Origin of the sequence: Hyphomonas sediminis, from assembly GCF_019679475.1 — a bacterium.
Lineage (GTDB): Bacteria > Pseudomonadota > Alphaproteobacteria > Caulobacterales > Hyphomonadaceae > Hyphomonas > Hyphomonas sediminis.
In genome coordinates this window covers 2681452-2706960 of record NZ_JAIEZP010000001.1, presented here as the reverse complement: position 1 = coordinate 2706960, position 25509 = coordinate 2681452, and the positions used below count along the sequence as shown (strand labels likewise).

The window sequence follows — 25509 nt, the reverse complement described above, 5'->3', positions numbered from 1 at the left end:
GTGAGGTTAACCAAAAACCTTTAACATTCGGCTGACGCAACGCCTTGAAATCGCCCTAGAAAGCGAACTGTTCCCGCAAAATCCGCTCGTCCAGCGCGTGGCCGGGGTCAAACAGCACTTTCAGCGTCCGTGACGGGTCGGTCTCCACCGTCACCTTCGCAATCTCGCGCACTTCTTCGTTGTCTGCAGCGGCGGAAACCGGGCGCCGGTCGGGATGGATCACTTCGATGTCCACCCGCGCTTCGGCCTTCAGCAGCGCGCCGCGCCAGCGCCGGGGGCGAAACGCGCTTACCGGCGTCAGCGCCAGCAGCTTCGCCCCGATCGGCAGGATCGGGCCATGGGCGGACAGGTTGTAAGCGGTCGAGCCGGCCGGTGTCGCCACCATCAGCCCGTCGCAGACCAGCTCCTCCATCCGCACCCGGCCATCCACGATGATCTTCAGCCGGGCCGACTGCGCCGTCTGGCGCAGCAGCGAAACCTCATTGATCGCCATCGCCCGGTGAATCTTGCCCGACAGGTCGGTTGCCTGCATCCGCAGCGGAGAAAGCGTCGCGCGTTCAGCTGCCTCGATGCGCTCCATCAGCCCGTCGGGGCGGTAATCGTTCATCAGGAAGCCGACCGTGCCCAGATGCATCCCGTAGACCGGCTTGCCATCATCAAAGCGCCGCCGCAGCGTATCCAGCATCGCCCCGTCGCCGCCCAGGGCGACGATCACTTCGGCGTCTTCTTCCGAATAATGGCCATACCGGTCCCGCAGCAGCGGCAGCACCTGCTGCGCCTCCGGGCGTTTTGAAGCGTAGAATGCAAGGCGCGGCGAGTTCATGCGGCGGCATGTGGGAATGTTTTGCCTCACCCGTCAAGGCGAGGGGTGAAACGCCGCAGCAGCAGGTTCCCTCGCGGCAAAGCGTGACGCGGGCGTCATCTGAATCTGGCGCAGGGGCGAAAACTCGTTTACTTTTGCTGGAGGAAACGCACCACAAATCACCAGAAACGCATCTTGGGAGGCAAGATCATGGCCGACGGCGCAGGCAAAATCGACATCCGCAACTCTGTCAGCGAAGCAGAATGGAAAGCGCGCGTGGACCTTGCTGCGCTTTACCGTCTGACGGCCCTCTATGGCTGGGACGACATGATCTTCACCCACATCTCCCACCGGGTGCCTGGCCCAGATCACCACTTCCTTATCAATCCCTACGGCTATTTCTTCGAGGAAATCACGGCCTCCTCGCTGGTGAAGGTCGATCTGGATGGAAACGTCGTCCAGGAAACCGACTCGATGATCAATCCGGCCGGCTTCACCATCCACTCGGCCATCCATGCGGCCCGTGAAGATGCCCATGTCGTGATGCACCTGCACACCGATCAGGGCGTGGCTGTCTCCTCGCAGAAGGAAGGCCTCCTGCCGATCAGCCAGACCGCGATGATCGTGCGCGAAGACGTGGCCTATCACGACTATGAAGGCGTTGCCCTCGACCTCGACGAGCGTGAGCGTCTGGTGCGCGATCTCGGTCCGCAGAAACATTCGATGCTGCTGCGCAACCACGGCACGCTCACCTGCGGTGCGAACGCCGCGATCACCTTTTCCCGCATGTTCTTCCTGGAGCGCGCCTGCATGATGCAGATCATGGCGCTTTCGGCTGGCCGCGACGGTGTTCTGGAGTGCGACGAAGCGCTTCAGGAGAAGGTGGCCGGGCAGGGCGGAATGACCGCGCACAGCAGCGGAATGTCCGTGCTGACCGACCGTCTGGTGTGGCCGGCGCTGCTGCGCAAGCTGGACCGGCAGCTGCCCGGTTATGCCGCATAGGTAATTTTACGGGTTCGACTACATAGGCGGGCGGAATAATCGTCCGGTAACTTGGTCACTGCACGATAAAAGTCGAAGAAAGTTCAGAGCATCGCCATGAAGCATCTCAAAGCCTTCGAAGACGCCCTCGGCGCCATTCACAGCGAAGGACGGTATCGGGTCTTTATCGACCTTCATCGTCACAAGGGGCGTTTTCCGAAAGCCACCGCCCGGTTCGAGGATGGTGAGCGGGAAGTCACCATCTGGTGCTCGAACGACTATCTCGGCATGGGTCAGGATGATGATGTCATCAATTCCATGCACGAAGCCATCGACAGCTTCGGCGCAGGGTCGGGCGGCACACGCAACATCTCCGGCACCACCCGCTTCCACGTTGATCTTGAGCGCGAGCTGGCAGACCTGCACGGCAAGGAAGCGTCGCTGCTGTTCACGTCCGGCTATGTCTCGAACGACGCGACCCTGTCGACTCTCGGCAAGATCCTGCCGAATCTCATCATCTACTCTGATGCGCTCAACCACGCCTCGATGATCGAGGGCATCCGGCGCTCCGGCGCCGAATACCGTGTCTTCCGCCATAATGACGTGGACCATCTGCGCGCCCTGCTCGAGAATGATGATGCAGACCGTACCAAGCTGATTGCCTTCGAAAGCGTCTATTCGATGGATGGCGATTTCGGCCGGATGCAGGAAATCTGCGACCTTGCCGAAGAATTCAACGCGCTGACCTATCTCGACGAAGTCCACGCTGTCGGCCTCTACGGCCAGCAGGGCGCCGGTGTCGCCGAAATGCTTGGCCTGGGTGACCGGATCGACATCATCGAAGGCACGCTGGCCAAGGGCTATGGCGTGATGGGCGGCTATATCGCCAGCCACGCCACCGTGGTTGATGCCATTCGCTCAATGGCCTCCGGTTTCATTTTCAGCACCTCCACCTGTCCTGTCATGGCGGCTGGCGCCCTCGCCAGCATCCGCAAGCTGCGCGCCGATGAGGGGCGTCGCCTGCGGGCTGTCCACCAGGCCAAGGCACTGGAACTGAAGCAGAAATTCCGTGATGCCGGTCTGCCGGTGATGGATTCCCCGTCGCACATCGTTCCGCTGCTCGTGGGCGATCCGGAACGCTGCAAGGCGCTGTCCGACACGCTGCTCTTCGATTTCGGCATCTACGTCCAGCCGATCAACTACCCCACCGTTCCGCGTGGTACAGAGCGCCTGCGCTTCACGCCCAGCCCGGTGCACGATGAAGCGATGATGGACGAGCTTGTGGCCGCGATCCTGGCCGTCTGGAAACAGCTCGGCCTCGACAAGGCTGCCTGAGGGCGCTGACCGTTCTCAAATATGACAGGGAATGGCCCGGTTCTGCCGGGCCTTTTCTTTTCCGGCGTCAGCGTTTCTTGCCGAGGCCGATCTGCTTGGCGTGCTTGGAGCGTAGCTTGGCATAGTTGGGCGCAACCATGGGATAGTCGGCTGGCAGGCCCCATTTCGCGCGGTATTCTTCTGGCGTCAGGTCATAGCGCGTCCGCAGGTAGCGCTTCAGCATCTTCAGCTTCGCGCCGTCTTCCAGGCAGATCAGGTATTCCGGGGTCACTGATTTGTTGATGGCGACGGCTGGCTCAGGTTTTTCCGCCGGGGCTGCGGCCTCGCCGGTCAGTCCGGTGATGGTCGAATGGATAGTCTTGATGAGCGCGGGCAGGTCTGTCGAATGAACTGTATTGTTCGCCACATAGGACGAGACAATTTCTACAGTCATTCCCAATGGATCTAGTTCTTCTTGTTCAGTCATCACCCACCCCACGCATCCTGTATTTGTTACTACGATTCTCGCAATTCTTAGCTTGTCTAAGTATAATCGTGCGGGCTCGTAAAGTATCCGCAGTTGTTTTTCGTCGCGGCGGCGAGAATTCTTCCATTCTAGTTGAAATCGGCATGGACTTCGAGTCGCGGTTGCCCACGCCTTCGGCACGGCGTAAACAGCGCCTGACCGTAGCAAAGGAGGCTCCCATGGCAGATTCGGCACATGTACCGGAAACACTGGCTGGAGGTTTCTTCTCGGCGGGCCTTGCCGAGCGCGATCCCGAACTGGCAGCCGCCGTTGCCAAGGAAGCTACGCGCCAGCAGTACCAGATCGAGCTGATTGCTTCGGAAAACATCGTCTCGCGCGCCGTTCTTGAGGCGCAGGGCTCGATCCTCACCAACAAGTATGCCGAAGGCTATCCGGGCAAGCGCTACTATGGCGGCTGCGAATTCGTCGATATTGCCGAGGAGCTCGCCATCGAGCGTGCCAAGAAGCTGTTCAATTGCGGCTTCGTCAACGTGCAGCCCAATTCCGGCAGCCAGGCCAACCAGGGCGTGTTCAGCGCGCTTCTGAAGCCGGGCGATACCATCCTCGGCATGAGCCTCGCGGCAGGCGGCCACCTCACTCATGGCGCCAAACCCAACCAGTCGGGCAAATGGTTCAATGCCGTCCAGTATGGCGTGCGCCCGGATGATCACCTGGTCGATTTCGACGAAGTCGAGCGTCTCGCCCGTGCCCATCGCCCGCAGATGATCATCGCCGGCGGCTCGGCCTACCCACGCCAGCTTGATTTCAAACGTTTCCGCGAGATCGCCGATGATGTCGGCGCTATCTTCCTGGTCGACATGGCCCACTTCGCGGGCCTCGTCGCCGGTGGGGCCCATCCCAATCCGCTGGAATATGCCCACGTTGCCACTACAACGACCCACAAGACCCTGCGCGGCCCGCGCGGTGGCATGATCCTCACCAATGACGAGGCCATTGCCAAAAAGGTCAACTCGGCAATCTTCCCCGGTATTCAGGGCGGCCCGCTGATGCATGTCATCGCCGGCAAGGCCGTGGCCTTTGGCGAGGCGCTGATGCCGGAGTTTTCCGATTACGCCGCCCAGGTCGTCTCCAACGCCCGCGCAATGTCTGCCGCCTGCCTTTCGGCCGGTCTCGATGTCGTCTCCGGTGGCACCGATACCCACCTCGCGCTGATCGACCTGCGCCCGAAAGGCGTTACGGGCCGCGATGCGGAGGCTGCACTCGAGCGTGCCTACATCACCTGCAACAAGAACGGCATCCCGTTCGATCCCGCGCCGCCGACCGTCACCTCAGGCATCCGCGTCGGCTCGCCCGCCGGCACCACGCGCGGCTTCCGCGAAGATGAATTCATCCAGATCGGCACGTGGATCGGCGAGATCGTCGATGCCCTCGCCAGCGGCAACAGCGAGGCTGTGGAAGCCCGCATCCGCGAAGAGGTGAAAGTGCTCACCGCACGCTTCCCGATCTATGAGGGGCTGGGGGCCTGATCCGTCTTGCGCTGTCCATTCTGCGGTTCTGAAAACACTTCCGTAAAGGACAGCCGGGCGGCTGAAGACGATACAGCTGTGCGCCGCCGGCGCGTCTGCGAAAGCTGCGGCGCCCGCTTCACCACATTCGAGCGCGTGCAATTGCGCGAGATCACTGTTGTGAAGCGCGATGGCAAGCGCACCCTGTTCGACCGGGAAAAGCTCCAGCGGTCCATCCTCATCGCCCTGCGCAAGCGTCCCGTGGACCGCGAGCGCATCGACCAGATGGTATCCGGCATCGTCCGCAAGCTGGAAAGCGGCGGCGAAACGGAAGTGGAATCCTCTGAGGTCGGCGAGCTGGTGATGGAAGCGCTCAAGCGCGTCGATCCGGTCGGCTATGTCCGCTATGCGTCGGTCTACAAGGATTTCAAAGACCCGAGCGATTTCGCCCAGTTCATTGAAAAAGCCGCGCTCGAAGACGAAGACGAAGACGACGCGGGCGGAAAATGAAAAACCTCCGCATCACCCTGAAGATTGCGTCTTCTCTGGATGGGCGCATCGCCCTGTCCGATGGGACGAGCCAGTGGATCACCTCAAGCGACAGCCGCGCCCGCGGCCACCGGATGCGCGCCGAGAATGACGCGATCATGGTCGGCGTCGGCACCGTCCTGGCCGACGATCCGCTACTGACAGCGCGCACCGTGCCGCTCCCGGCCCGGCAGCCCGTGCGCATCGTGGCGGACTCCCAGGGCCGCATGCCGCTCAGCTCCCGCCTCGTTCAGTCGGCGGACCTTGGCCGCGTCGTCGCTGTCACTTCGCGGGAGGGCAGCGATACGCTGGCCGGCGCAGGCGTCGATGTCTGGCGCTGCGGCAACGGTGTGCGCATGGACATCCGCGAATTTGTCCGCCGCGCCGAGGCGGAAGGGCTGCGCACGCTGCTGATCGAAGGCGGCAGCACGCTGGCGGCCAGCTTCATCCGCGCCGGCCTGGTCGACGAGATCGCCTGGTTCCGCGCGCCCATTCTCATCGGCGGGGAAGGCCTTCCCGCCCTCGGCGCCCTCGGCCTGTCAGACCTGAAATCTGCGACCCGCTGGCGCCCTGTCGCGACGGAACGGATTGGGGATGATGTCCTCGATACTTATGTTCGGTCTGAGCAATAGGCCCAAGGATAAGAACAATGTTTACTGGCCTCGTCACCGATGTCGGCACTGTCCGCAAGGCAGAGCACCGCAACGGCCTTACCCGTTTTGAAGTCGAGAGCGGGTTTCCGCTCGCGCAGATCGCCATGGGCGCGTCCATCCTCCATTCCGGCGTCTGCCTGACGGTGGTGGACATGGGGCAGGGCGAACGCGGTGCCTGGTTCGCCGTGGAGGCTGTGCCCGAAACCCTCTCCAAAACCATCCTTGGCGGATGGGAGCAGGGCACGGCCGTCAATCTCGAACAGAGCCTCAAGCTCGGCGATGAACTCGGCGGCCATTTCGTCTTCGGCCATGTCGATGGCGTCGGCGAAATCGTCAGCATCGAGCCGGAAGGCCAGAGCTTCCGCGTCACCATTCGCCCACCTGCCGTCATTGCGCGCTACTTCGCCACCAAGGGCTCGGCTGCCGTTGATGGCGTCTCGCTCACGGTCGCCGCCGCGCTGCCGAATGGCGACTTCCAGGTCGCCATCATCCCGCACACCTGGCAGGTCACGACACTCGGCCAGAAAAAGCCGGGAGACCGCGTCAATCTCGAAATCGACATGCTGGCCCGCTACGTCGCCCGCATGGTCGGCGCGGACGCGCCGGAAGGGAGCCAACCAAAATGAGCAGCGAGTTCAGCGCCGCCATCTCCTCTATTGAGGACATCATCGAAGACGCCCGCAACGGGCGCATGTTCATCCTGATCGATGCCGAAGACCGTGAGAATGAGGGCGACCTCATCATCCCGGCAAACTTCGCCACGCCCGAAGCGGTGAACTTCATGGCCAAGCATGGCCGCGGTCTCATCTGCCTGGCCATGACGCAGGAGCGGGCCCACACGCTGCAGCTCGACATGATGACCCGCAACAACCGCGAAAGTATGGGCACGGCGTTCACCGTCTCCATCGAGGCGAAAGAGGGCGTCACCACCGGCATCTCCGCACATGACCGTGCCCGGACGATCGCCGTCGCCATCGACCCGACGCTGGACCATGACGACATCGTCACCCCCGGTCACATCTTCCCGCTGATCGCCAAGGAAGGCGGCACGCTCGTCCGCGCCGGCCACACCGAAGCGGCGGTGGATATCTCCCGCCTCGCGGGCCTCAATCCGGCGGGCGTCATCTGCGAGATCATGAACGATGACGGCACCATGGCCCGCCTGCCGGAACTGGTCGCCTTCGCCCAGCTCCACAATCTCCGTATCGGCACGATTGCGGATCTGATCGCCTGGCGCCGCCAGAACGACCGCTTCCTGGAACGCCGCATCGAGGCCCCGCTGGAATCCGATCACGGTACCGGCTTCCGCACGGTCTGTTTCCGCAACGCTTTGGACAATTCCGAGCATATCGCCATCGTCCATGGCGAGATCACGCCGGACGCCACCACGCTCGTCCGCGTCCACCGGACGGACATCCTGGCAGACATCCTTGGCGAGAAAGGCCCGCGTTCGGGCCTTGTCGGCAGCGCTATGCGCCTCATCGCCTCTGCGCCCGAGCCGGGCGTGATTGTCTTCGTCAACACAATGCAGCCGGGCTCCATCGCGGAGCGTCTCGGCCTGAAATCCGCGGCCCCGCGCGATCCGTCCACTCCCTTGCGGGAATACGGTGTCGGGGCTCAGATCCTGCGCGAACTCGGCGTCCGACGCATGGTATACCTGTCCGATACGCAGCCCACCCGCTTGGCAGGGCTTGACGGATACGGTCTGACAATAGAGGGCTGGCGCCGCCTGAACGAGGAGAACACCTGATGGCCGACCGCGTCCTCATCGCGATTTCGCGCTATTACAAGCATATCAGTGACGAGCTGGAGGCCGGCGCGCTTGAAGCGCTTGAGGCTGCTGGCGCGAAAGTCACGGTTATGGAAGTTCCGGGCGCCTTCGAAATCCCGGGCCTGATCGCCATGGCGGCCGATTCCGGGCGTTTTGACGGCGCTGTGGCCCTCGGCTGTGTCATTCGTGGCGAAACTTCGCACTATGATTATGTCTGCGGCGAGAGCGCGCGCGGTCTGATGGACCTCATCGTCCAGCGCCGCCAGGCCATCGGCTACGGCATTCTCACGGTCGAAAACGAGCAACAGGCGCTCGCACGCGCCGATCGCAAGCAGAAAAACAAGGGCGCCGAAGCGGCCAATGCCTGCCTTGCGATGATCAAATTCCGCAAAGAGCTGATCCGATAATGACCCAGAAGATGCCTTTTGACGTAACCCGTGCGCGCCGTGCAGGTGCGCGCCTTGCGGCTGTGCAGGCACTTTACGAAATGGAGCAGACGGAGAAATCCGCCCGCGCCACCATCCGTGAATTCATGGAAGACCGTCTGGGTTTCGGCCCGGACGGTTTGCCCGTGGAAGAGGCGGACCCGGACCTTTTCAAATCCATCGTCAATGCCGTGGTCGAGCATCAGGCGAAGATAGACACCGCCATTCTCGCGCGTCTCGCCAAGGGCTGGAAACTTACCCGCCTCGACGCCACCATGCGCGCCCTCCTGCGCGCCGGCGCGGCTGAATTCATTCAGCATCAGGAACTCTCCGACGCAGTGATCCTCGACGAATACGTCTCCCTCGCCCACGACTTCTTCGAAGAAGCCGACGCGAAGTTCGCCAACGCCGTCCTTCAGAATGTCGGTCACGACCTGCGCGCCTAGCGTTTCCCATCCTCCAGACCCAACGCTCATCCTGAGCGAAGTCGAAGGATGGCCCCCAGAGCTGTCCCAAACCCCCTCCACCGTCACCCCGGAATTTGCGCCGCAAATATCCGGGGCCCAGAAACGTGGCTGCGGCGGGTTCCCGGACAAGCGCGTGCTGCGCTTTCCGGGATGACGAAACTGAGGCGTTCCTGCAAACCCCTCCGCACACGTCACCCTGTGCAGGCGCAGCCGTCAGATCGGATGGTTCCTGAACATCTGGTGAAATAAAGCGAAAAACCTCCCCAAACGCGACATTCGTCCTGAGACCCAACGCTCATCCTGAGCGAAGTCGAAGGATGGCCCCCCAGAGCTGTCCCAAGCCCCGGATCGTCCTTCGACTTCGCTCAGGATGAACCGTCAACGGGCAAGATCGAACGCGGTTATGCCATCTCACCCCACCTCCCGCGCCCACGCGCGCACATCGTCCACATAAACCTCCGGCGCTTCCATCGCGGCGAAATGCCCGCCGCGCGGCATGTCCGTCCACCGAACAATATTATACGCCCGGTCGGCCCAGCTTCGCGGCGGCGCCACGATGTAACGCTCGCCGGGATAGCTCGCAAAGGCGGTCGGCGTTTCGCAGCGCTCGCCTTCGGGCAGGCCATTGCCGCCTTCCTGGAAGAGGGCATTGTAATACCAGACGCTCGTCGCAATCGCGTCGTTCACGAGGTAGATCATCACATTCGTGAGCAGCTGGTCGCGGGTGTAAACGTCAAACAGGCCGCGTTCGCTCAAATCGCTCCAGCCGTGGAACTTCTCCAGAATCCACGCCGCCGTGCCCATCGGCGAGTCCATCAGTGCCATCGCCAGCGTCTGCGGCTTGGTCGCCTGCTGCATGAGGTAGGCGCCCTCCATCTGCATCATCATCTGCGAATGCTGCAGCCATTCTGTTTCCTCCGGCGTCTGAGGAACAGCCGGTGTTGGGCGAAAGCCCATCATGTTGAGGTGGATCGCCTTCGCTCCGCCCTTGCCATCATGCGTCCCGTGGTTCTTGCCCAGCCAGCCCGTGACCATCGAGCCCCAATCCCCGCCCTGCGCCAGATAGGTAGGGTAGCCCAGCACCTCCCGCATCAGCTTGTCCCACAGCGCCGCAGTCGCCCGCTGCCCGATGGGCGAGGCAGGCTTTCCGGAGAAGCCATAGCCGGGCAGGGAGGGGATCACGAGATCAAACGCATCCTCCGCTTTCCCTCCGTGTTCGGAAGGGTATGCCAGCGGTCCAATTGCCTGCCAGAACTCGTAAATGCTGCCCGGCCAGCCATGCGTGATCAGCAGCGGGCGCTTGCCGCCCGCCTCGCCCACCACATGCACGAAATGGATCGTCTGCCCGTCCACCTCGGCGGTGAATTGTGGCCAGCGGTTCAGCTCCGCCTCGGCGGCGCGCCAGTCATACTGCTCCAGCCAGTAGCGCTGGATGTCCTGCATCACGGGGGTCGACATGCCATAGGCAAAGCCCTGTTCATTGGCCGGGGCAGGGAACCATTTGTACCGCTCGACGCCGGCACGGATCTCCGCCAGCTTTGCATCCGGAACATGGACTTTGAATGGCTTCGGCTGGCTCATGATGTCTCCCCTTGTCTTGTTGGGGGCAGACTAGCCGAGCCGCGCGCCATCCTGAAAGCCGTCTCCCGGCGTTAGCTGGAAGGGGCGCGCATCCGGTTCGAAACGATCCTGAAGTGACGCGAAACGACCCAAAATGTCCCTGAAAAGCCTCAAAAAGACACGGTTTGACACGGGTTCGCCTCTGAAGGGTACGCAATGACACGCTCCGGCGCGCAGCGGGCGCCAGCTCATCAACTCTGTTTTTTGAGGGGCCGGAATGGCGGGCCGGATTAGACCGAAAAGCTCGTCCCGCAGCCGCAGGCCGCTGTGGCGTTCGGGTTGTTGATCTTGAAAGCCGCGCCGATCAGCTCGGTCGAGAAGTCAATTTCCGAGCCGCGCAGGAATTCCAGGCTCATCTCGTCGATCAGCACGCGGGCGCCATCGCGCTCGATCACCAGATCGTCAGAGTTGGATTCTCCAGCGAAATCAAACTTGTAGGAGAAGCCGGAACAGCCGCCCCCTTCGACGGACACGCGCAGGTATGCGGCGCCGTCCTGTTTGGCGAGAATCGCGTTAATCCGCTTGGCGGCAGAAGCCGTGAGGGTCACATCCGGGGCAGTCGTCTCGGTCATGGGCAGAAGATAAGGACGAATCCCCGAATGGAAAAGAGAGCCCCTTATGCAACACGGCATGAAGATAGCCGTGGCCGCTATGTCGAGGAGGCGCCCTCGGCCACTCGCACGCCGTTCCAGCGGGACAGGGACCGGATTATCCACTCCACCGCCTTCCGCCGCCTGAAGCAGAAAACCCAGGTTTTCGTCGCCCATGAAGGCGATCATTTCCGCACGCGCCTGACGCACTCCCTTGAAGTTGCACAGATTTCCAGAACCATCGCCCGCACGCTCGGGCTTGATGAGGATCTGGCCGAAACCCTCGCCCTCTGCCACGATCTCGGCCATCCGCCCTTCGGCCATGCAGGGGAAGACCAGCTGGACGCCTGTATGCAGCCCTATGAGGGCTTCGATCACAATGCGCAGTCGCTGCGCATCGTCACACGTCTGGAGCGCCGCTATCCACGCTTTGATGGCCTCAATCTCACCTGGGAAACCCTTGAAGGCCTCGTGAAACACAATGGCCCGCTGACCGGGCCTGATACTCCCATCAGCACCCTCCCGCTCGCCTTCCGGGATTTTACCCCCCTGGCGGATCTGGAGCTGGACCAGTTCGCCGGCCCCGAAGCCCAGGTCGCCGCCCTGTCGGACGACATCGCCTATAACAACCACGATATCGACGATGGCATCGCCGCTGGCCTGTTCACGGTGGCGGACCTGATGGACATCCCCGTCGTGGGAGACGTGTTCCGCGGTGTCCGCATGGAATACCGCGATCTGGATGACCGGATGGTCACCTATGAAGCGGTTCGACGGCTGATCGGCCTGTGGATAAACGATCTCGTGGACGAGACGCAGAAGCGGGTGAAACGGCTCAACCCTGGATCAGCTGCAGAGGTTCGGGCGCTGGGCGAGCCGCTGATCGGCTTCTCAGAGGCACTGGAAGGCCCCCAACGCGCCCTGCGCACCTTCCTCTATGCCCGCATGTACAAGCACTACCGGGTGAACCGTATGCGCTCGAAGGCAAAGCGGGTGTTGGCGGACCTGTTCGAGGTGTTCCTGAGCGAGCCTCAGACCTTGCCACCCCCGTGGAACGGCGTCGCGGTAAAGCAGGACGAGACCCAGCGCGCCCGCACGGTGTGCGACTACATCGCTGGAATGACTGACTCTTTTGCCATGGATGAGCATCGCCGCCTGTTCGACACAAGCGCACTGACCTGAGGCGAGGGGCCGATTTCCGCTGTGGAATAGGTCTCTCTTCAAGGCTCGTTAAGGAAAGCCGCCTAAAAATTAACCTAGGTGATTGATTCCAAGGAGTTCTTCCATGAGCCGATCGGACATGGCAGGCCACGACAACCCGTTTGAAGACGATTATCGCGGGTTCGATGTGCGCGAAGACGAAGCTGCGCGCGGACCGCTGATTCTGGCGCTGGCCGTTGGCGTTCTGCTGATTTTCGGGGGTGTTGTCTGGAACACGTACCGGCAGGGCGTGCGCCCATCGGCTGATGGTCTGCCCAGTGTGATTGCGGAGGCCCAGCCCTTCAAGCAGCGCCCCGCTGAGCCGGGCGGCGAGACCATCGCCCATACGGACAAGCAGTTTTACGATGCGATGGATGCCTCGCAGCGCGATCCGGCGGTTACTCCGGCGTCGCTGCCAGCCTCCGGCACCCTCGCGGGTGGCCCGCCGCGCGACCTGCGTCCGTCCTCGCTGCTGGACGAGCCGGCCGAAAGTGTCGTGACTGCCGCGCCTCAGCCTTCAACCGTTGTAGACACTGCAGTTCCCACGCCATCGGTCGAAACTGAGAGGAAGCTCGCCACCGTGACGCTTCCGGCGCCGGAGCCGATTGCGCCGCTCTCTTCGCAGGCCCGTTTTAAGTTCGCGGAAACCGGTCCGTTCCTGGTCCAGATCGCCGCGCTGCGCTCGGAAGAAGCAGCTGAAACTGCGTGGCGCCGGGTGACCACCTCTGCGCCGGAACTGTATCATGGCGCCTCAAAGCGCATTCAGCGGGCAGACCTTGGCTCGGAAGGCGTTTTCTATCGCCTCCGGGTTGGTGCTTTCGCTGAACGTGCCGATGCTGCAGCATTCTGCGAGGCAATCAAGGAATCAGGGGCAACCTGTATCGTGGTGACGGGATAAACGTGAAAGCCTGCATTCTCAGCGTATCCGGACCGGAGCTGACCTCCGGCGAAGCGGCCCTCTTTGCCGCTGAAAACCCCTGGGGTGTCATCCTCATGGGTCGGTCCTGCGTCTCGCGGATGCAGGTGCGACGCCTGGTGGCGGATATCTGGAATGCCACAGGCCGCGAAACGCTGATCTTCATCGATCAGGAAGGTGGCCGTGTTGCGCGTCTGAAGGCGCCTGAATGGCCACTATTCCCGCGCGGGGCGGACTATGCCGCCCTCTACGAGCAGGACAAGGATCTAGGCCGGGAAGCCGCCTGGCTCGGCCATCGCCTGATCGCTTCGGAACTCGCGGGCCTTTCAATCCATGCCGACTGCTCACCGGTGGTCGACCTGCCGGTCCCCGGCGCGCATGACGTGATCGGTGACCGCGCCTTTGGCGCCGAGCCAGATCAGGCCGCCGATCTTGCCCGCGCCGCGCTCGCTGGCCTCACTGCAGGCGGCGTTGCCGGCGTTATCAAGCACATCCCCGGCCACGGCCGGTCGGTTGCCGACAGCCATCTGGAACTGCCGCGCGTTACGGCCGGTCAGAATGAGCTCGCCAAGGATTTCGACGCCTTCACCCGCGTCGCGGACGCGCCGATGGCGATGACCGCCCACATAGCCTACGAGGCCTATGATCCCGGCAAAGCGGCGACCGTTTCGAAGATCATGATTCAGGACATCATCCGCGGCCGAATCGGCTTTGATGGCCTCCTGATGACAGACGATCTCGGAATGAAGGCCCTTGGTGGCACTCTGGCGGAGCGCGCAGATGCGTCGATCGCAGCGGGCTGCGATGTGCTACTCCATTGTTCCGGCTTTCTGAAAGAGGCCGATGCCATCCTGGCCGAAATGACCGAAGTGGCCCGCGCTGCGCCGCGTCTTTCCGGCAAGGCGGAAGCGCGCGCCGCCGCCGCCGATGCCATTGCCAAATCCGTCCAGCCATTTGAGCCCGCGCCAGCCTGGCGCCGCTTCCATGAGCTGATCCCGCCGCCGGGGACGATGGCATGAGCGACACGATTTCCATCGATGCGCTGTCTGCGGGCGCTGAAGACGCCGAGGGTATCAATATCTTCACCGTCGAGATCGGCGGCTATGAAGGCCCGCTACACCTGTTGCTGGAACTGGCGCGCCGCCAGAAGGTGAACCTGCTGCAGATTTCGATGCTGCAGCTGGCCGAGCAGTATCTCAGCTTCATCGAAGACGCGCGCACCAAGCGGATCGACATTGCGGCTGACTATCTGCTGATGGCGTCCTGGCTCGCCTTCATGAAGTCGCGCCTTCTGCTGCCCAAGCCCGAAGCACTCGAAGAAGACGAGCCGACCGGCGAAGAGATGGCCGCCCGGCTTTCGTTCCGCCTCAAGCGGCTGGATGCCATGCGCCAGGCCGTGCGCGAGCTGGAAGCTGGCCCGATCCTGGGGCAGGTGGTGCATCTTCGCGGCGAGACCGAGCAGCCCAAAGTCGTGAAGCATATGGAATACACCGCTTCGCTTTACGATCTTTCCACGGCGCTGGGCGCGCTCCGTGACCGGAAGGAAAAGGAACGCCCGCACCGGATCGAGCAACAGTTGGTCCTGCCGCTGGAGCAGGCGCGCACGACGTTGCGTGCGCTGCGTGAGCAACTCGACCAATGGGCGAGCCTTGAGGACATCCGCACGGCGATGACGGACATCAATCCTGAAGTGCCTGAACGTTCTGTCACCGCAAGCGTATTCTCCGCAGCGCTTGAGCTGACGCGCGACGGCGAAGTGGATCTTCGTCAGGATACGCACTTCGCGCCCATCTTCCTGCGCCGCATGACTGCGCGCCCGCAGGAGATGGTGGCAACTGCCTGAGATGCTGACCATGACCGACGAGATGAATGATCAGGGGGCAGTAGATCCGCAGGCCGAGTTTCCGGGCTTGAACACACCTGCCTTTGCCGGCAGCCGTGAGGAATTGCTGGCGGAAGGCGTGCGCCGTGCTGAAGCGATCCTCTTTGCCGCGGGCGAGCCGCTCTCCGCCGATCAGGTTGCGCAGGTTCTGCCCCATGGGATCGAGGCGGGCGAAGTGCTTATGTCGCTACGCGGCGTCTATTCCAAACGTGGCGTGAACCTGGTCGAAGTCGCTGGAAAATGGCGCTTTCAGACGGCGCAGGATCTCTCCTGGCTGTTCGTGGAGGAACGTCAGGTCCAGAAAAAGCTGGGGCAGGCGGCAATGGAAACGCTGGCGATTATCGCCTACGGTCAGCCGGTGACCCGCGCCGAGATCGAAGCTGTGCGCGGCGTGGCGGTCTCCAAGACGGTCATCGATACGCTGCTGGAAACGGGGTGGGTGCGCACACGCGGCCGCCGTAAAACACCCGGCCTGCCAGTCTGCTTCGGAACGACTGAAAAGTTTCTTGAGCATTTCGGGCTGGAGAGCCTCGATACATTGCCGGGCAAGGCGGACCTTGAGGCCGAAGGCTTGCTGTCCGATGTCATACCGTCCGGTTTCCAGATGCCGGATGAAGAAGCTCTGACGGAAGACGATGTTCTGATCAATGACCTGGCGGATCTGGAGGAGGTTGAGTCCTTTGTGACCGATTTCGTCACGGACGAAGCTGGCGATGCACCGGAAGATGATGGCGCTGCTGAAGCGCACCCCGCTTCCGAAGCGGCGCAGATTTCAGGAACTGAGGAAGAAGCCGAAGAAGAATACGAGGACCAGGGCGGTGTCAGCGTCTTTGCCTATACGCGCGCGCCGGAGCGTACGCAGGAAGAGGCTGACGAGTTCGATGGCGCAGATATCAAGGCTGCCGTGATGCGCCTGCGCAAGGAGACGCGCGTGCCACAGCAGCCGATGGATACCTGGCGCGACGACGAGTAGGCCCAACGTGTCGGGTGCCGCGATCCCTGCTGACGTCTGGATATGGTCGCTCGATATGGCGTCGCCCGATCATTGGCTCTCCGAAGATGAAAAGGCGCGGGCGGCACGCTTCGTCACAAGCACTTTGCAACAAAGGTGGGCCGCATCGCGCGCGGGCATGCGCGGTATTCTGGGGGCTGCCTTGAACCGCGCTCCGGGGAGCTTTCAGTTTGGCGCAGGCGAACATGGCCGGCCTTTTCTGGTTGACGTGGATTGTCCGTATTCGTTCAATCTCAGCCATAGCGGCGGTCTTGCGGCGCTTGTGATCTGTGAGGATGTTGCCGGCGTGGATATCGAGAGTATCCAGCCGCTGACCGAGGACGTGGAAAGCATGTTTTTCTCACCAGCAGAGATCGCAACACTGAGCGGATTGAGTGCGCGTGAACGCATGCAGAAATTCTATCGTTTCTGGACTGCGAAAGAAGCGGTTCTGAAAGCGCTGGGTTCGGGCTTCTCCGTCTCTGGAAAAAGTTTCACCGTGGATCTGTCCACGCAAGGGTCGCCTGCGCTCGTCGAGGCGCATTGGGAAAATTACGAATTCGGTAGCTGGCGCTTGGTAGAGTTTGAGCCGGCGGAAGGCTTTGCGGGCGCGCTGGCCGTCAGAACGGACCGCGAGATAGACCTGACCGTGCGCCGCTGGAGGTTTCCGGATTAGCCGTCAGGCCTCAGGTGGCGGAAAGCGAAATCGCATCGGATAGTCATAATCCGCCAGCATGATTTCCTCACGCGTGCCCCCGCCAATATTGTGGATATAGCGCGCACGTTCCGTAACCGGATCATACCCTGAGAATATGGCAATATGCGGCAGGCGCCCGCCAAGGCGCATGGTGACGAGGTCGCCGGCCTGCCAGTCCGCACTCTGTCCCGGCACGTCGCGTTTCAGGCCCTTGCGCGTAAAGTAGCGCTCAAGATTTGGCACGCGCCGATGGTCGATACTCCTGTCCGTGCGCGTCAGGCCCCAGGTCGTCGGGTAGCTGGTGAAATTGGCTTTCATGTCGATGTGCACCAGCTCCTGCAGGTCCACATCAAAGGCGTCCCGATAGGCACGGATCACGACATCTGTGCAGACGCCGGTGTTCCGGGGAATGTCCCCGCCGGGATAGTCGAGCGTGACATAGGAGGGGTCGTAGCCAGTGGTCACGCCGATCTGCTGCCGGGCGGCCGTGAGCAGTTTCGCGGTCCATTCGGGCGGCGGATCGGCGCGGCTTACCGAAGGCAGCAAGGGCAGGGCCAAGCCAGTGGCCAGAAGGGCGCGGCGCGTGATCATGATACGGATCAAACCGCGCCCTTGCGGCGGTATTTGGGCAAAAGCGAGGCTTAGAAGCCGCGCAGCTCCGCAATCTCTTCCAGCGGCGCGCGTTCAGCGCGCAGTGTGTTGACCGGGTGGGTCTTGTCCGGCTTGCCGAAGGCGACGCCGCACCAGATCATTTCCGTGGGCGCGAGGCCGAAATGTTCTTTCAGCGTCGGGCGCAGGATGCCCCAGCATTCCTGGAAGCAGGTGCCCCAGCCGCGTTCTTCGGCCAGCAGGGCGAGCGTTTGAAGGTACATGCCCGCATGGCCCCACTGGCCATGGCCCATACGCTCGTCGATCACGAGGAACAGGCCTGCCGGCGCGCCGAAGAAACGGTAATTGTTGGCAAACCAGGCGAGACGCCCAGCACGGTCTTCGCGCGGGATGCCGAGGGCTTCATACATCATCTCACCCACGCGGCGGCGGCGGGCTTCATGAGGTTCCCACAGGTCTTTGGGGTAGATCGGCCGGTCAGTCGGCTCCCCGCGTGGATTGCCGGCGAGTTTCTCCTGCGCGAGCTGGACCACCTTGTCCTTTTCCTCACCCGTCACGACGATCACGCGCCAGGGCTGGGTGTTGCCACCCGACGGCGCGCGCTGAGCGGCGGTGAGCCAGGCTTTCACCTCGTCTGCCGAGGGGGCATCCGGCAGGAAAGCGCGCGTTGAAATCCGCTGATCGACGGCCGTGGAAACGTCCATGAAAAAACCTCCTGTCATGTCTGACAGGAGGTCTAATCAGGAGAGGCAGTTGCCGCCAAGCCTTACTTCGGGTGAAGCACGACTGGCATCCAGGTGTAGCCCTTCACGAAAGCGTTCTGCGTCAGGGACGGCTCGGCCAGAACTTCGATATGCTCGAAACGGGCCATCAGTTCTTCCCAGAGAATGCGAAGCTGCATCTCGCCAAGGCGGTTACCGACGCAGCGGTGAATCCCGAAGCCGAAGGAAATGTGCCGACGCGCGTCCGGGCGGTCGATGATGTAGTCGTTCGGGTTTTCCCAGAAGCTCTCGTCGCGGTTTGCCGACACGTACCACATGGCGACCTGGTCGCCCTTCTTGATGGTCTTGCCGTGCATCTCGACATCTTCCAGAGCCGTACGGCGCATATAGGCGAGCGGCGTTTGCCAGCGGATCGTCTCCGACACCATGTTCGGAATGATCGCCGGGTTGGCCTTCAGCTTTTCATACTCTTTCGGGTATTTGTTGAGGGCATAGACTGATGCCGTCATCGAGTTGCGGGTCGTGTCATTGCCACCGACGATCAGCAGGATGACGTTGCCCAGCAGTTCCTGCGGGGTCATGTCCTTGGTCTTCTCGCCATGAGCCAGAAGGCTGATCAGGTCATGTTTGATCGGCTGCTGCTTGCGCTCCTGGAAGATGGTCATGAACGCCATGAGGCATTCCATCATCGTGGCGCGCCATTCTTCCTCGCCGCCGGGGCAGATGTCCGGATTGTGCATACCGGTGGACACGTCAGACCAATGCGTCAGGTCGCGGCGCTTCTCGAACGGGTAGTCGAACAGCGTGGCGAGCATCATGGTCGTCAGCTCGATCGAAACCTTGTCGACCCAGTCGAAGGGCTCGTTCACGGGCAGGGAGTCGAGGATTTCCTGCGTGCGGCTGCGGATCAGCGGCTCGTAGATCTTGAGCATGTCTGGCGCGACAGCGGGCTGCACGGTCTTGCGCTGTTCGGAGTGGCGCGGTTCGTCCATGGCGATGAACATCGGCAGTTCGAAATCGCTGAAGGGCTCGCCCAGTGTGATGCCGCCATATTCCCAGCTGGAAGAGAAGCGTTTGTGATCGGTGTCGATCGCCATCACGTCTTCATAGCGGGTCACCGACCAGAACGGGCCGGGGAAGCTGTCGGGGCAATAATGCAGCGGGTCTTCCTTCCGCAGGCGCGCGAAACGGTCCCAGTATTTGCCCTGGCGCCAGAGTTCGCCGTCGATCAGGTCGAGGGTGGAGAGGTCAATCTCGGAGGCAGGGGGAATGTCTGCGCCATAGCGCATATTGTGCGGGTGGAGCGGCTCGCGCTCTGTCACCTTCGGGCGCTGCAGTGCCGGGTGGTTTACGAATGAAACGGTATCGGCGGCCATATCCAATCCTCCAGTAATTCCGCCCTCTTTGCGGGGCGTATCGCGTCGCTGGGGAAAGTTTTAACACAGCCCTTTTGAAAAAACTATGACGCTTGCGTCATTTTTTTGCGGGTCAGGCTGGATATCGCTCTGCACGAGCGGAAGCGAGGGCCTGGCGGAGCGCGGACGCGAAGGACTTCCGTTCGTCAGGCGTCAGGAAGCGGCCGATCACCCAGGCCGTCTTGCCATGTTCGATTCGAAGCCAATCGCCCGGTCCTGCAGGCTCTGCGAGTTTCACGCGGGCGAATGCGGAGGGAACTTCGGCAAACTTTTCGCCGCCTTTGGCGTCCTTGTGGTGCAGGCAAATCGCGCGTGCGGTGACGGTCACCCGGGTTTCTTCCTTCTGGCGCCTGAAGGAGATGTGAAACGCCAGCCAGATGGCCAGCACATCCAGCCCCATGAAGCCGAGGATCGGCAGGGCGCCCATCGACCAGAACATCAGGCCGTTGAGGAAGAAGGTGACTGCAATCGCGAGCATGGCAATGAAGAAGCCCTGCCGGCTGAGCGACCGGTTGGGCGTCAGCACGGCATCCATGTAGATGGTCTCTTGGGCAGATTGCATTCGCAAAGAGCTAGCATGCCCTTGCGTCCGGAAAAGGGCGCTCTATGCCTCACCCCATGGCTGATACTGCAAAACCCGCTCGAAAGACCGTCAAGTCCGCGCCGCGCTCAAAATTCACGCGCGCCAAGGCAACAGAGCTGTTCGCAGCGCTGGCCGAAGACCGCCCCGATCCGAAAACCGAACTGGAGTTCGTGAACCCGTTCACATTGCTGGTTGCTGTTGCGCTGTCAGCGCAGGCGACGGATGTTGGCGTCAACAAGGCCACGCGGAAGCTCTTCGCTGTTGCCGACACGCCGGAGAAAATGCTGGCGCTCGGGGAAGAGGGCGTCGCCGGCTACATCAAGACGATTGGTCTCTGGCGGAACAAGGCCAAGAACGTCATCGCGCTCAGCCAGAAAATTCTAGATGAATTCGGCGGCGAAGTCCCACGCACGCGCGACGAGCTGACGACGCTGCCGGGGGTGGGGCGCAAGACGGCAAATGTCGTCATGAACGAAGCCTTCGGCGAGCCGACCATTGCGGTCGATACTCACATCTTCCGTGTTTCCAACAGGACTGGGCTGGCGCCCGGCAAGACACCCGACCATGTCGAGACAGGGCTCGAGCGCATCACACCGGTTGAGTTCAAGAAGGGTGCCCACCATTGGCTGATCCTGCATGGGCGCTACGTGTGCAAGGCGCGCACGCCCGAGTGCTGGCATTGCGTGATTGCCGACTTGTGTGCCTTCAAGCCGAAAACACAGGATCCATCCAAGCGCGCGGCGCTCGGGCCGAAAAAGCCGTCCCGTCCACCTAAGGGCGTATGAGTGATTGACCTTTGCGAGCGGTAGGCTAACCCGTTTATCGTAAGGGAAACGAAATCTGGGAGAGTTCAGTTGGCCACACATCAGAAGCACTCACGCAATACGTCTATTCGGGCCGCTGCGGCTGCTGTGCTGACACTGGCTGCTCCTGTCTGGCTGGCGGCATGCGGTGGGGGTGGTGGAGGTGGGTCTGCGTCACCTCCGCCCCCGCCGCCTCCAACCTCCGGCCCGGTCTGGGCGCAGGGCTCGTTCGAGCCGGCAAGCAACTTCGTGAACCGCTGTGAAGTCGTCAGGACCGGCGTAGACATCGAAGGTAATCGCTTTCCCGATGTTCAGGGCAGCGCCCTGCTCGAGCGCTTCTGGCTGCGCTCCTGGACGAACGAGACCTATCTCTGGAACACGGAAGTCACCGACAGAAATCCGGCAAACTATGCTAACCGGCTGGATTACTTTGATGTGTTGCGCACATTCGCCCAGACCGCGTCGGGCAAAGACAAGGATGACTTCCATTTCAGTGAGCCTACGGAGGATTACCTGGCCGCGCGCAACGCAGCGCCAACGGCGACTTATGGCGCCAGCTACGTTGCTTTCTCCACAACGCCGCCGCGCGACTTTCGTATTCGTTACACGGTTCCGAACTCACCAGCTTCAACAGTTGTTGCCGGTCAGGCCAATCTTGAGCGGGGGTCGCGCATCCTGCGCATCAATGGCATCGATCTCGTAAACTCCAATTCTCAATCAGATATCGACCAGCTAAACGCTGCTCTGTTTCCGGAGACTGCGGGGCTGACAAACAGTTTTACCGTTCAGGATGCGGACGGGTTTACGCGAACAGTGTCGCTCACTTCCGTCAACCTTTCCGCCAAGCCGGTGAACAGAACGGCGATCATCGAGACGGGTACAAACCCCAATGGCCGGGGCACAAAGGTAGGCTACATCCTGTTCAACACGTTCAGCCCATTCTCGAGCGAGCGCGAGATTTATGAGGCGATGCTTCAGATGCAGGCTGAAGGCGTGAGCGATCTTGTGCTGGACCTGCGCTACAACGGGGGCGGTCTGCTCGCCGTCGCATCCCAGCTCAGCTACATGGTCGCCGGCAACGCGCGCACGCAGAACCAGACTTTTGAACGTCTCCGCTTCAATGCGGCGGCTGGAAACCGAAATCCAGTGACGGGACAGACGAACAACCCGGTGCCTTTCTACACGCAGGGGCTCGACTTCTCGCTAGCCTCGGGGACGCCGCTGCCCAGCCTCAACCTGCCGCGTGTCTTTGTGCTGTCGACCGCTGGCACCTGCAGCGCCAGTGAGGCCGTCATCAACGGTCTGCGCGGGATCAATGTGGAAGTGATCCTGATCGGCAACACGACATGCGGAAAGCCTTACGGATTCTACCCAACAGACAATTGCGGGGAGACCTATTACACCATCCAGTTCCAGGGCGTGAACAATACCGGCTTCGGGGATTATGCGGATGGTTTTATTCCGAACAACTCTCCGGCATCGTTTGGCGTTCGCCTGCCGGGTTGTCAGGTAGCGGACGATTTTTCCCGTGAGTTGGGTGATCCCGCAGAGCGCCTTCTGGCAGCGGCGATCAGTTATCGCGGGTCGCTGGCCTGTCCGTCCGCTGCAGTTGCCGAAGCCGGCCGGACCAGCGTTCAGCTTTCGGCTAGGGCGCTTGAAGACTCTGTCTTCAATTTCCCCACTCCATCGCCGATCGAGCAAAACCGTGACATGACCATGCCAGGGGATCGGTGAGTGCCATGAAAACGCCGATCCGTATCATGATGATGTCTGCCATGTCCGTTCTGGGGGCTTGTCAGGGAACGCTCCGCCCCGCAGTTCTTGCGGACAAATCGCCTGAAACGATGGCGGAAGTCACGGGCGTCCTGGCCAAGGCTGTCAATCGCGCTCAGATCCAGCTTGGGGCGAGCGATCCGACCGTCCAGTCGATGATCTCCGTTCTGCCCCCGCCGCCTGGTCCGCATGAGAGCAATAGTCCGGCAATGCCGATCGTCTTCGACATCGTGCTGATGGGAGAAGATTGCTATGTCCGCTCGCGCGAAGGCGGGGAGATGTATGCGCTGAGCGGCATTGCCTGCGCGCCTGCCGAAGCGGGCAACTGACTAGCTGGTGCCGAGCCGCCGGGCCACACCGGCGGCCAAGCGCGCTCCAAGTTCCGGTCCCTCTTTGGGGTAGAGGTAAGGCTCGATAACTTCGAGTTCCATCAGCAGAAGCCCGCCATCGTCTCCGCGCAGCATGTCCACCCGGCCGTAGAGCGGTATCTCGTCCAGCGCACCCAGGATCGCATGCGCCGCCGCAAGGTCTTCCGGTGTCGGATGAATGACCTCTTCGCGCCCGCCATAGCTCGACTGGATGCGATAGTCGCCCGGTTGGGCGCGCTTCACCAGCGCATGGCTGAGGTTTCCATCGATGAAGATGAAGGAGAGTTCGCCTTCCTTCTGGATCATCGGCAGGAAGGGTTGCGCCATCATCGCGTGGGGCATCTCTGGCACGGGCTCGCCGCGGCTCAGCTTGTGCTGGTCTTTCGCGCCCGCCCCCACCTGGCGCTTGAAGACAAGTGTGTCTGCGCCCAGCTGGTCGAATGCCGCTTTGGCTTCTGCTTCGCCGCAGTGATCGAGCCACAGCGTGGGGATCAGGCGCGCCCCTTTGGTTTCCAGTTCGCGCAGGTATGTCTTCCGGCTGTTCCAGCGAACGAGGCGTGCCGGATTGTGCAGCTGCGTCAGTTTGCCGATGCGTTCCAGAGTTGCCACAAACTCTTCCAGCCGGTCCCAATAATCCCAGGTCGTGCCGATCAGGGCCGCGTCGAAGGAAGACCAGTCCGCCTTGGGATCGTCCCAGCACACATCCACAATCTCCATTCCGCGCGCCGCAAAAGCGGGGCGCAGCGCGTCCATCATGTAGTCATGCTCAAAGGCATCCGTACGCCGGATCATTGAGCCGGGAATGGTGACACGGCTGGCGAGGTAGGCGACTTTTTTCATGTGGTTGGGCCCGTCTTTATGGTGGTGGAATAGGCGTAATCCAGCTTGATCTGCGCTCTAGCGGTGTCCGGGTCTTGTGTCCACGCGCTGCGTCTGGCAAGGCGCGGGGCACCTGAGTTTTCACGATTTTCCAGGAGCAGCCCCCAGTGACTGAAGCAAAATTCGACGTCGTCGGCCTCGGCAATGCCATCGTTGATGTCCTTGCCCGCGCCGATGATGATTTCCTCGCCCGCCTCGGCATCCATAAGGATGCTATGCAGCTGATCGAGGAGCCGCGCGCAGAAGAACTGACCGCGCTGGCGAAAGATGCAGTCATCACCTCTGGCGGCTCCGGTGCGAACACGATTGCCGGCCTGTCCAGCTTTGGCGGCAAGTCGGCCTATATCGGCAAAATCGCCAATGATGATCTTGGCCACCAGTTCATGCGCGAGATGATGAAGGCCGGCGTGCCCTTCCACACGCGCCCGCTGGAAGAAGGCCCGGCAACGGCCCGCTCCATCATCTTCGTTACCGACGACGGTCACCGCTCGATGAACACGTTCCTGGGCGCTTCGGTCCTGTTCTCGAAAGAGGATGTCGATGCAGACCTCGTGCGCAGCGGCCAGATCCTCTACCTCGAAGGCTACCTGTTCGATCGGGACGAAGCGAAGGAAGCGTTTATCCACGCCGCCGAGATCGCCAAGGCGGCCGGGCGCAAGGTTGCGATCACCATGTCGGACAAGTTCTGCGTGGACCGCCACCGCGCGAGCTTCCGCCAGCTCGTCAAAGGCTATGTCGATATCGTCTTTGCAAATGAAGCTGAGCTTCTCTCACTTTATGAGACGGAAGACTTTGACGCCGCCCTCAAGGCGCTACATGCCGATTGCGCCGTGGCGGCTGTCACGCGCAGCGAGAAGGGTTCCGTCGTGTTCGGTGAGGGCGAACCGATCATCGTGGCAGCCGAGCCGGTAACCTCCGTGGTTGATACGACTGGTGCGGGCGATCAGTATGCCGCCGGCTTCCTGTTCGGTATCGCGCGCGGCTTGCCGCTGGCCACCTGTGCCCGCCTGGGCCATATCGCGGCCGCTGAAGTCATCTCCCATATCGGTCCGCGCCCCGTGGTTTCTTACAAGCAACTGGCAGAAGACGCCGGAATTTTCGCTTAAAGACCCCGGAATTCGTAATTCCCGAGCGTTTCTTTCTGGAACTTTCCGTAAGGTGCGGTAAGCTTTCCACATGAAATGGTCGGAACTGAACGATAACTGGTGCCCGGTCGCGCGGACCCTGTCCGTCGTCGGAGACCGTTGGACGCTGCTCATCTTGCGCGACTGCTTCCTCGGCAAGTCGAAGTTTGAGGAGTTCGCAGAGTCCGGCGGTATGACCCGCCATATCCTGGCGGACCGCCTGAAGCGGTTGGTCGAGTTTGGTCTTCTCGAGCGCCGCGCCTATTCAACAACGCCCAAAAGGTATGACTATGTGCTGACGGATAGGGGCGAGGAACTGCGCCCGGCCCTCAGCATAATGAAGGAATGGGGCAAGAAACACCTGCCCATCCGCCGCGCAGCCATTGAGGGGCAGGGTTAGGACA

The 25509-nt window shown here is 61.7% G+C and carries 29 protein-coding genes; 20 read left to right on the top strand and 9 right to left on the bottom strand.

Features of this window, described 5'->3' with window-relative positions; translation table 11 throughout:
* Positions 1-55: 55 nt before the first annotated feature.
* Positions 56-823, bottom strand: coding sequence for an NAD kinase (locus K1X12_RS13315; RefSeq protein ID WP_220988052.1), 768 nt, complete (start codon positions 821-823; stop codon positions 56-58).
* Positions 824-1012: 189 nt separating this feature from the next.
* On the opposite strand from K1X12_RS13315, the gene K1X12_RS13310 reads away from it, so the two are divergent.
* A complete protein-coding gene (locus K1X12_RS13310; RefSeq protein WP_220988051.1) occupies positions 1013-1804 on the top strand; it encodes a class II aldolase/adducin family protein in 792 nt (263 codons plus the stop codon).
* Positions 1805-1900: 96 nt separating this feature from the next.
* Positions 1901-3118, top strand: a complete 1218-nt coding sequence (gene hemA / locus K1X12_RS13305) for a 5-aminolevulinate synthase (protein WP_220988050.1) — start codon at positions 1901-1903, stop codon at positions 3116-3118.
* Between the two features lie 67 nt (positions 3119-3185).
* Here the strand turns inward: hemA and K1X12_RS13300 are convergent, their stop codons facing one another.
* On the bottom strand, positions 3186-3551 hold the full coding sequence (locus tag K1X12_RS13300) for a Ros/MucR family transcriptional regulator (RefSeq protein ID WP_369426125.1): 366 nt from the start codon (positions 3549-3551) through the stop codon (positions 3186-3188).
* 251 nt (positions 3552-3802) lie between these two features.
* Between K1X12_RS13300 and glyA the strand changes: the two genes are divergently transcribed.
* Genes glyA through nusB form a run of 7 tightly spaced genes read left to right on the top strand, consistent with a single transcriptional unit; the run spans position 3803 to position 8912 of the window.
* A complete protein-coding gene (gene glyA, locus K1X12_RS13295) occupies positions 3803-5110 on the top strand; it encodes a serine hydroxymethyltransferase (protein ID WP_220988048.1) in 1308 nt (435 codons plus the stop codon).
* A gap of 6 nt (positions 5111-5116) precedes the next feature.
* Positions 5117-5599 carry a transcriptional regulator NrdR gene (nrdR, locus tag K1X12_RS13290; RefSeq protein ID WP_220988047.1) on the top strand — a complete coding sequence of 161 codons (483 nt, stop codon included), beginning with the start codon at positions 5117-5119 and terminating at the stop codon, positions 5597-5599.
* The gene (locus K1X12_RS13285) at positions 5596-6249 is read left to right on the top strand and encodes a RibD family protein (RefSeq protein ID WP_220988046.1); all 654 of its coding nucleotides are present in this window, start codon (positions 5596-5598) and stop codon (positions 6247-6249) included. The genes nrdR and K1X12_RS13285 overlap by 4 nt, the downstream gene beginning before the upstream one ends.
* A gap of 17 nt (positions 6250-6266) precedes the next feature.
* Positions 6267-6896 (top strand): riboflavin synthase, encoded by a 630-nt coding sequence (locus K1X12_RS13280; RefSeq protein ID WP_220988045.1) that lies wholly within the window; start codon positions 6267-6269, stop codon positions 6894-6896.
* A complete protein-coding gene (ribB, locus tag K1X12_RS13275) occupies positions 6893-8020 on the top strand; it encodes a 3,4-dihydroxy-2-butanone-4-phosphate synthase (RefSeq protein ID WP_220988044.1) in 1128 nt (375 codons plus the stop codon). Before K1X12_RS13280 ends, ribB begins: the two co-directional genes overlap by 4 nt.
* Entirely contained in the window at positions 8020-8448 is a 429-nt protein-coding gene (gene ribH, locus K1X12_RS13270) for a 6,7-dimethyl-8-ribityllumazine synthase (RefSeq protein ID WP_220988043.1), read from the top strand. The genes ribB and ribH overlap by 1 nt, the downstream gene beginning before the upstream one ends.
* Positions 8448-8912 (top strand): transcription antitermination factor NusB, encoded by a 465-nt coding sequence (nusB, locus tag K1X12_RS13265; RefSeq protein ID WP_220988042.1) that lies wholly within the window; start codon positions 8448-8450, stop codon positions 8910-8912. The genes ribH and nusB overlap by 1 nt, the downstream gene beginning before the upstream one ends.
* 432 nt (positions 8913-9344) lie before the next feature.
* On the opposite strand, the gene K1X12_RS13260 is transcribed toward nusB, so the two are convergent.
* Together K1X12_RS13260 and erpA are read right to left on the bottom strand one after the other, a co-directional pair.
* Positions 9345-10514: an epoxide hydrolase family protein gene (locus tag K1X12_RS13260; protein ID WP_220988041.1), complete on the bottom strand. Its 1170-nt coding sequence runs from the start codon at positions 10512-10514 to the stop codon at positions 9345-9347.
* Positions 10515-10783: 269 nt separating this feature from the next.
* Complete coding sequence (erpA, locus tag K1X12_RS13255) at positions 10784-11125, bottom strand: iron-sulfur cluster insertion protein ErpA (protein WP_220988040.1); 342 nt, start codon at positions 11123-11125, stop codon at positions 10784-10786.
* Between the two features lie 9 nt (positions 11126-11134).
* Between erpA and K1X12_RS13250 the strand changes: the two genes are divergently transcribed.
* The 6 genes from K1X12_RS13250 to K1X12_RS13225 all read left to right on the top strand — a co-directional run bounded on the left by K1X12_RS13250 (position 11135) and on the right by K1X12_RS13225 (position 16808).
* Positions 11135-12325 (top strand): deoxyguanosinetriphosphate triphosphohydrolase, encoded by a 1191-nt coding sequence (locus K1X12_RS13250; RefSeq protein ID WP_439649738.1) that lies wholly within the window; start codon positions 11135-11137, stop codon positions 12323-12325.
* 103 nt (positions 12326-12428) lie between these two features.
* A complete protein-coding gene (locus K1X12_RS13245; RefSeq protein WP_220988038.1) occupies positions 12429-13241 on the top strand; it encodes an SPOR domain-containing protein in 813 nt (270 codons plus the stop codon).
* A 2-nt stretch (positions 13242-13243) separates the two neighbouring features.
* Positions 13244-14278 carry a beta-N-acetylhexosaminidase gene (gene nagZ / locus K1X12_RS13240; protein ID WP_220988037.1) on the top strand — a complete coding sequence of 345 codons (1035 nt, stop codon included), beginning with the start codon at positions 13244-13246 and terminating at the stop codon, positions 14276-14278.
* Positions 14275-15102 (top strand): segregation and condensation protein A, encoded by an 828-nt coding sequence (locus K1X12_RS13235; RefSeq protein ID WP_220988036.1) that lies wholly within the window; start codon positions 14275-14277, stop codon positions 15100-15102. Before nagZ ends, K1X12_RS13235 begins: the two co-directional genes overlap by 4 nt.
* Positions 15103-15112: 10 nt before the next feature.
* The gene (gene scpB / locus K1X12_RS13230) at positions 15113-16114 is read left to right on the top strand and encodes an SMC-Scp complex subunit ScpB (RefSeq protein WP_225907982.1); all 1002 of its coding nucleotides are present in this window, start codon (positions 15113-15115) and stop codon (positions 16112-16114) included.
* 7 nt (positions 16115-16121) lie between these two features.
* Positions 16122-16808 carry a 4'-phosphopantetheinyl transferase family protein gene (locus K1X12_RS13225; RefSeq protein ID WP_220988034.1) on the top strand — a complete coding sequence of 229 codons (687 nt, stop codon included), beginning with the start codon at positions 16122-16124 and terminating at the stop codon, positions 16806-16808.
* Positions 16809-16811: 3 nt separating this feature from the next.
* Here K1X12_RS13225 and K1X12_RS13220 read toward each other — a convergent pair whose 3' ends face one another.
* The 4 genes from K1X12_RS13220 to K1X12_RS13205 form a co-directional block, all read right to left on the bottom strand.
* On the bottom strand, positions 16812-17420 hold the full coding sequence (locus tag K1X12_RS13220; RefSeq protein WP_220988033.1) for a DUF1287 domain-containing protein: 609 nt from the start codon (positions 17418-17420) through the stop codon (positions 16812-16814).
* Between the two features lie 50 nt (positions 17421-17470).
* Positions 17471-18142 carry a nitroreductase gene (locus K1X12_RS13215; RefSeq protein ID WP_220988032.1) on the bottom strand — a complete coding sequence of 224 codons (672 nt, stop codon included), beginning with the start codon at positions 18140-18142 and terminating at the stop codon, positions 17471-17473.
* A gap of 62 nt (positions 18143-18204) precedes the next feature.
* Positions 18205-19536 (bottom strand): cytochrome P450, encoded by a 1332-nt coding sequence (locus tag K1X12_RS13210; RefSeq protein WP_225907981.1) that lies wholly within the window; start codon positions 19534-19536, stop codon positions 18205-18207.
* Positions 19537-19648: 112 nt separating this feature from the next.
* Positions 19649-20137, bottom strand: a complete 489-nt coding sequence (locus tag K1X12_RS13205) for a DUF2244 domain-containing protein (protein WP_220988031.1) — start codon at positions 20135-20137, stop codon at positions 19649-19651.
* Between the two features lie 56 nt (positions 20138-20193).
* Between K1X12_RS13205 and nth the strand changes: the two genes are divergently transcribed.
* The 3 genes from nth to K1X12_RS13190 all read left to right on the top strand — a co-directional run bounded on the left by nth (position 20194) and on the right by K1X12_RS13190 (position 23063).
* On the top strand, positions 20194-20943 hold the full coding sequence (gene nth / locus K1X12_RS13200; RefSeq protein WP_225907980.1) for an endonuclease III: 750 nt from the start codon (positions 20194-20196) through the stop codon (positions 20941-20943).
* Between the two features lie 69 nt (positions 20944-21012).
* Entirely contained in the window at positions 21013-22695 is a 1683-nt protein-coding gene (locus K1X12_RS13195) for a S41 family peptidase (RefSeq protein ID WP_225907979.1), read from the top strand.
* A 5-nt stretch (positions 22696-22700) separates the two neighbouring features.
* Positions 22701-23063, top strand: a complete 363-nt coding sequence (locus tag K1X12_RS13190; RefSeq protein ID WP_220988029.1) for a hypothetical protein — start codon at positions 22701-22703, stop codon at positions 23061-23063.
* On the opposite strand, the gene K1X12_RS13185 is transcribed toward K1X12_RS13190, so the two are convergent.
* Complete coding sequence (locus K1X12_RS13185; RefSeq protein ID WP_220988028.1) at positions 23064-23942, bottom strand: ATP-grasp domain-containing protein; 879 nt, start codon at positions 23940-23942, stop codon at positions 23064-23066. It lies immediately after the preceding gene.
* A 146-nt stretch (positions 23943-24088) separates the two neighbouring features.
* Between K1X12_RS13185 and K1X12_RS13180 the strand changes: the two genes are divergently transcribed.
* Positions 24089-25087, top strand: a complete 999-nt coding sequence (locus K1X12_RS13180) for an adenosine kinase (RefSeq protein WP_220988027.1) — start codon at positions 24089-24091, stop codon at positions 25085-25087.
* A 70-nt stretch (positions 25088-25157) separates the two neighbouring features.
* Entirely contained in the window at positions 25158-25505 is a 348-nt protein-coding gene (locus K1X12_RS13175; protein WP_220988026.1) for a winged helix-turn-helix transcriptional regulator, read from the top strand.
* The last annotated feature ends 4 nt before the right edge of the window (positions 25506-25509 follow it).

What these genes read in the sequence shown, in the direction of transcription:
- K1X12_RS13315 (WP_220988052.1), bottom strand. Translation starts at nt 823, where the DNA reads ATGAACTCGCCGCGCCTTGCATTCTACGCTTCAAAACGCCCGGAGGCG.
- K1X12_RS13310 (WP_220988051.1), top strand. Translation starts at nt 1,013, where the DNA reads ATGGCCGACGGCGCAGGCAAAATCGACATCCGCAACTCTGTCAGCGAA.
- hemA (WP_220988050.1), top strand. Translation starts at nt 1,901, where the DNA reads ATGAAGCATCTCAAAGCCTTCGAAGACGCCCTCGGCGCCATTCACAGC.
- K1X12_RS13300 (WP_369426125.1), bottom strand. Translation starts at nt 3,551, where the DNA reads ATGACTGTAGAAATTGTCTCGTCCTATGTGGCGAACAATACAGTTCAT.
- glyA (WP_220988048.1), top strand. Translation starts at nt 3,803, where the DNA reads ATGGCAGATTCGGCACATGTACCGGAAACACTGGCTGGAGGTTTCTTC.
- K1X12_RS13285 (WP_220988046.1), top strand. Translation starts at nt 5,596, where the DNA reads ATGAAAAACCTCCGCATCACCCTGAAGATTGCGTCTTCTCTGGATGGG.
- K1X12_RS13280 (WP_220988045.1), top strand. Translation starts at nt 6,267, where the DNA reads ATGTTTACTGGCCTCGTCACCGATGTCGGCACTGTCCGCAAGGCAGAG.
- ribB (WP_220988044.1), top strand. Translation starts at nt 6,893, where the DNA reads ATGAGCAGCGAGTTCAGCGCCGCCATCTCCTCTATTGAGGACATCATC.
- ribH (WP_220988043.1), top strand. Translation starts at nt 8,020, where the DNA reads ATGGCCGACCGCGTCCTCATCGCGATTTCGCGCTATTACAAGCATATC.
- nusB (WP_220988042.1), top strand. Translation starts at nt 8,448, where the DNA reads ATGACCCAGAAGATGCCTTTTGACGTAACCCGTGCGCGCCGTGCAGGT.
- K1X12_RS13260 (WP_220988041.1), bottom strand. Translation starts at nt 10,514, where the DNA reads ATGAGCCAGCCGAAGCCATTCAAAGTCCATGTTCCGGATGCAAAGCTG.
- erpA (WP_220988040.1), bottom strand. Translation starts at nt 11,125, where the DNA reads ATGACCGAGACGACTGCCCCGGATGTGACCCTCACGGCTTCTGCCGCC.
- K1X12_RS13245 (WP_220988038.1), top strand. Translation starts at nt 12,429, where the DNA reads ATGAGCCGATCGGACATGGCAGGCCACGACAACCCGTTTGAAGACGAT.
- K1X12_RS13235 (WP_220988036.1), top strand. Translation starts at nt 14,275, where the DNA reads ATGAGCGACACGATTTCCATCGATGCGCTGTCTGCGGGCGCTGAAGAC.
- scpB (WP_225907982.1), top strand. Translation starts at nt 15,113, where the DNA reads ATGACCGACGAGATGAATGATCAGGGGGCAGTAGATCCGCAGGCCGAG.
- K1X12_RS13220 (WP_220988033.1), bottom strand. Translation starts at nt 17,420, where the DNA reads ATGATCACGCGCCGCGCCCTTCTGGCCACTGGCTTGGCCCTGCCCTTG.
- K1X12_RS13215 (WP_220988032.1), bottom strand. Translation starts at nt 18,142, where the DNA reads ATGGACGTTTCCACGGCCGTCGATCAGCGGATTTCAACGCGCGCTTTC.
- K1X12_RS13210 (WP_225907981.1), bottom strand. Translation starts at nt 19,536, where the DNA reads ATGGCCGCCGATACCGTTTCATTCGTAAACCACCCGGCACTGCAGCGC.
- K1X12_RS13205 (WP_220988031.1), bottom strand. Translation starts at nt 20,137, where the DNA reads ATGCAATCTGCCCAAGAGACCATCTACATGGATGCCGTGCTGACGCCC.
- nth (WP_225907980.1), top strand. Translation starts at nt 20,194, where the DNA reads ATGGCTGATACTGCAAAACCCGCTCGAAAGACCGTCAAGTCCGCGCCG.
- K1X12_RS13190 (WP_220988029.1), top strand. Translation starts at nt 22,701, where the DNA reads ATGAAAACGCCGATCCGTATCATGATGATGTCTGCCATGTCCGTTCTG.
- K1X12_RS13185 (WP_220988028.1), bottom strand. Translation starts at nt 23,942, where the DNA reads ATGAAAAAAGTCGCCTACCTCGCCAGCCGTGTCACCATTCCCGGCTCA.
- K1X12_RS13175 (WP_220988026.1), top strand. Translation starts at nt 25,158, where the DNA reads ATGAAATGGTCGGAACTGAACGATAACTGGTGCCCGGTCGCGCGGACC.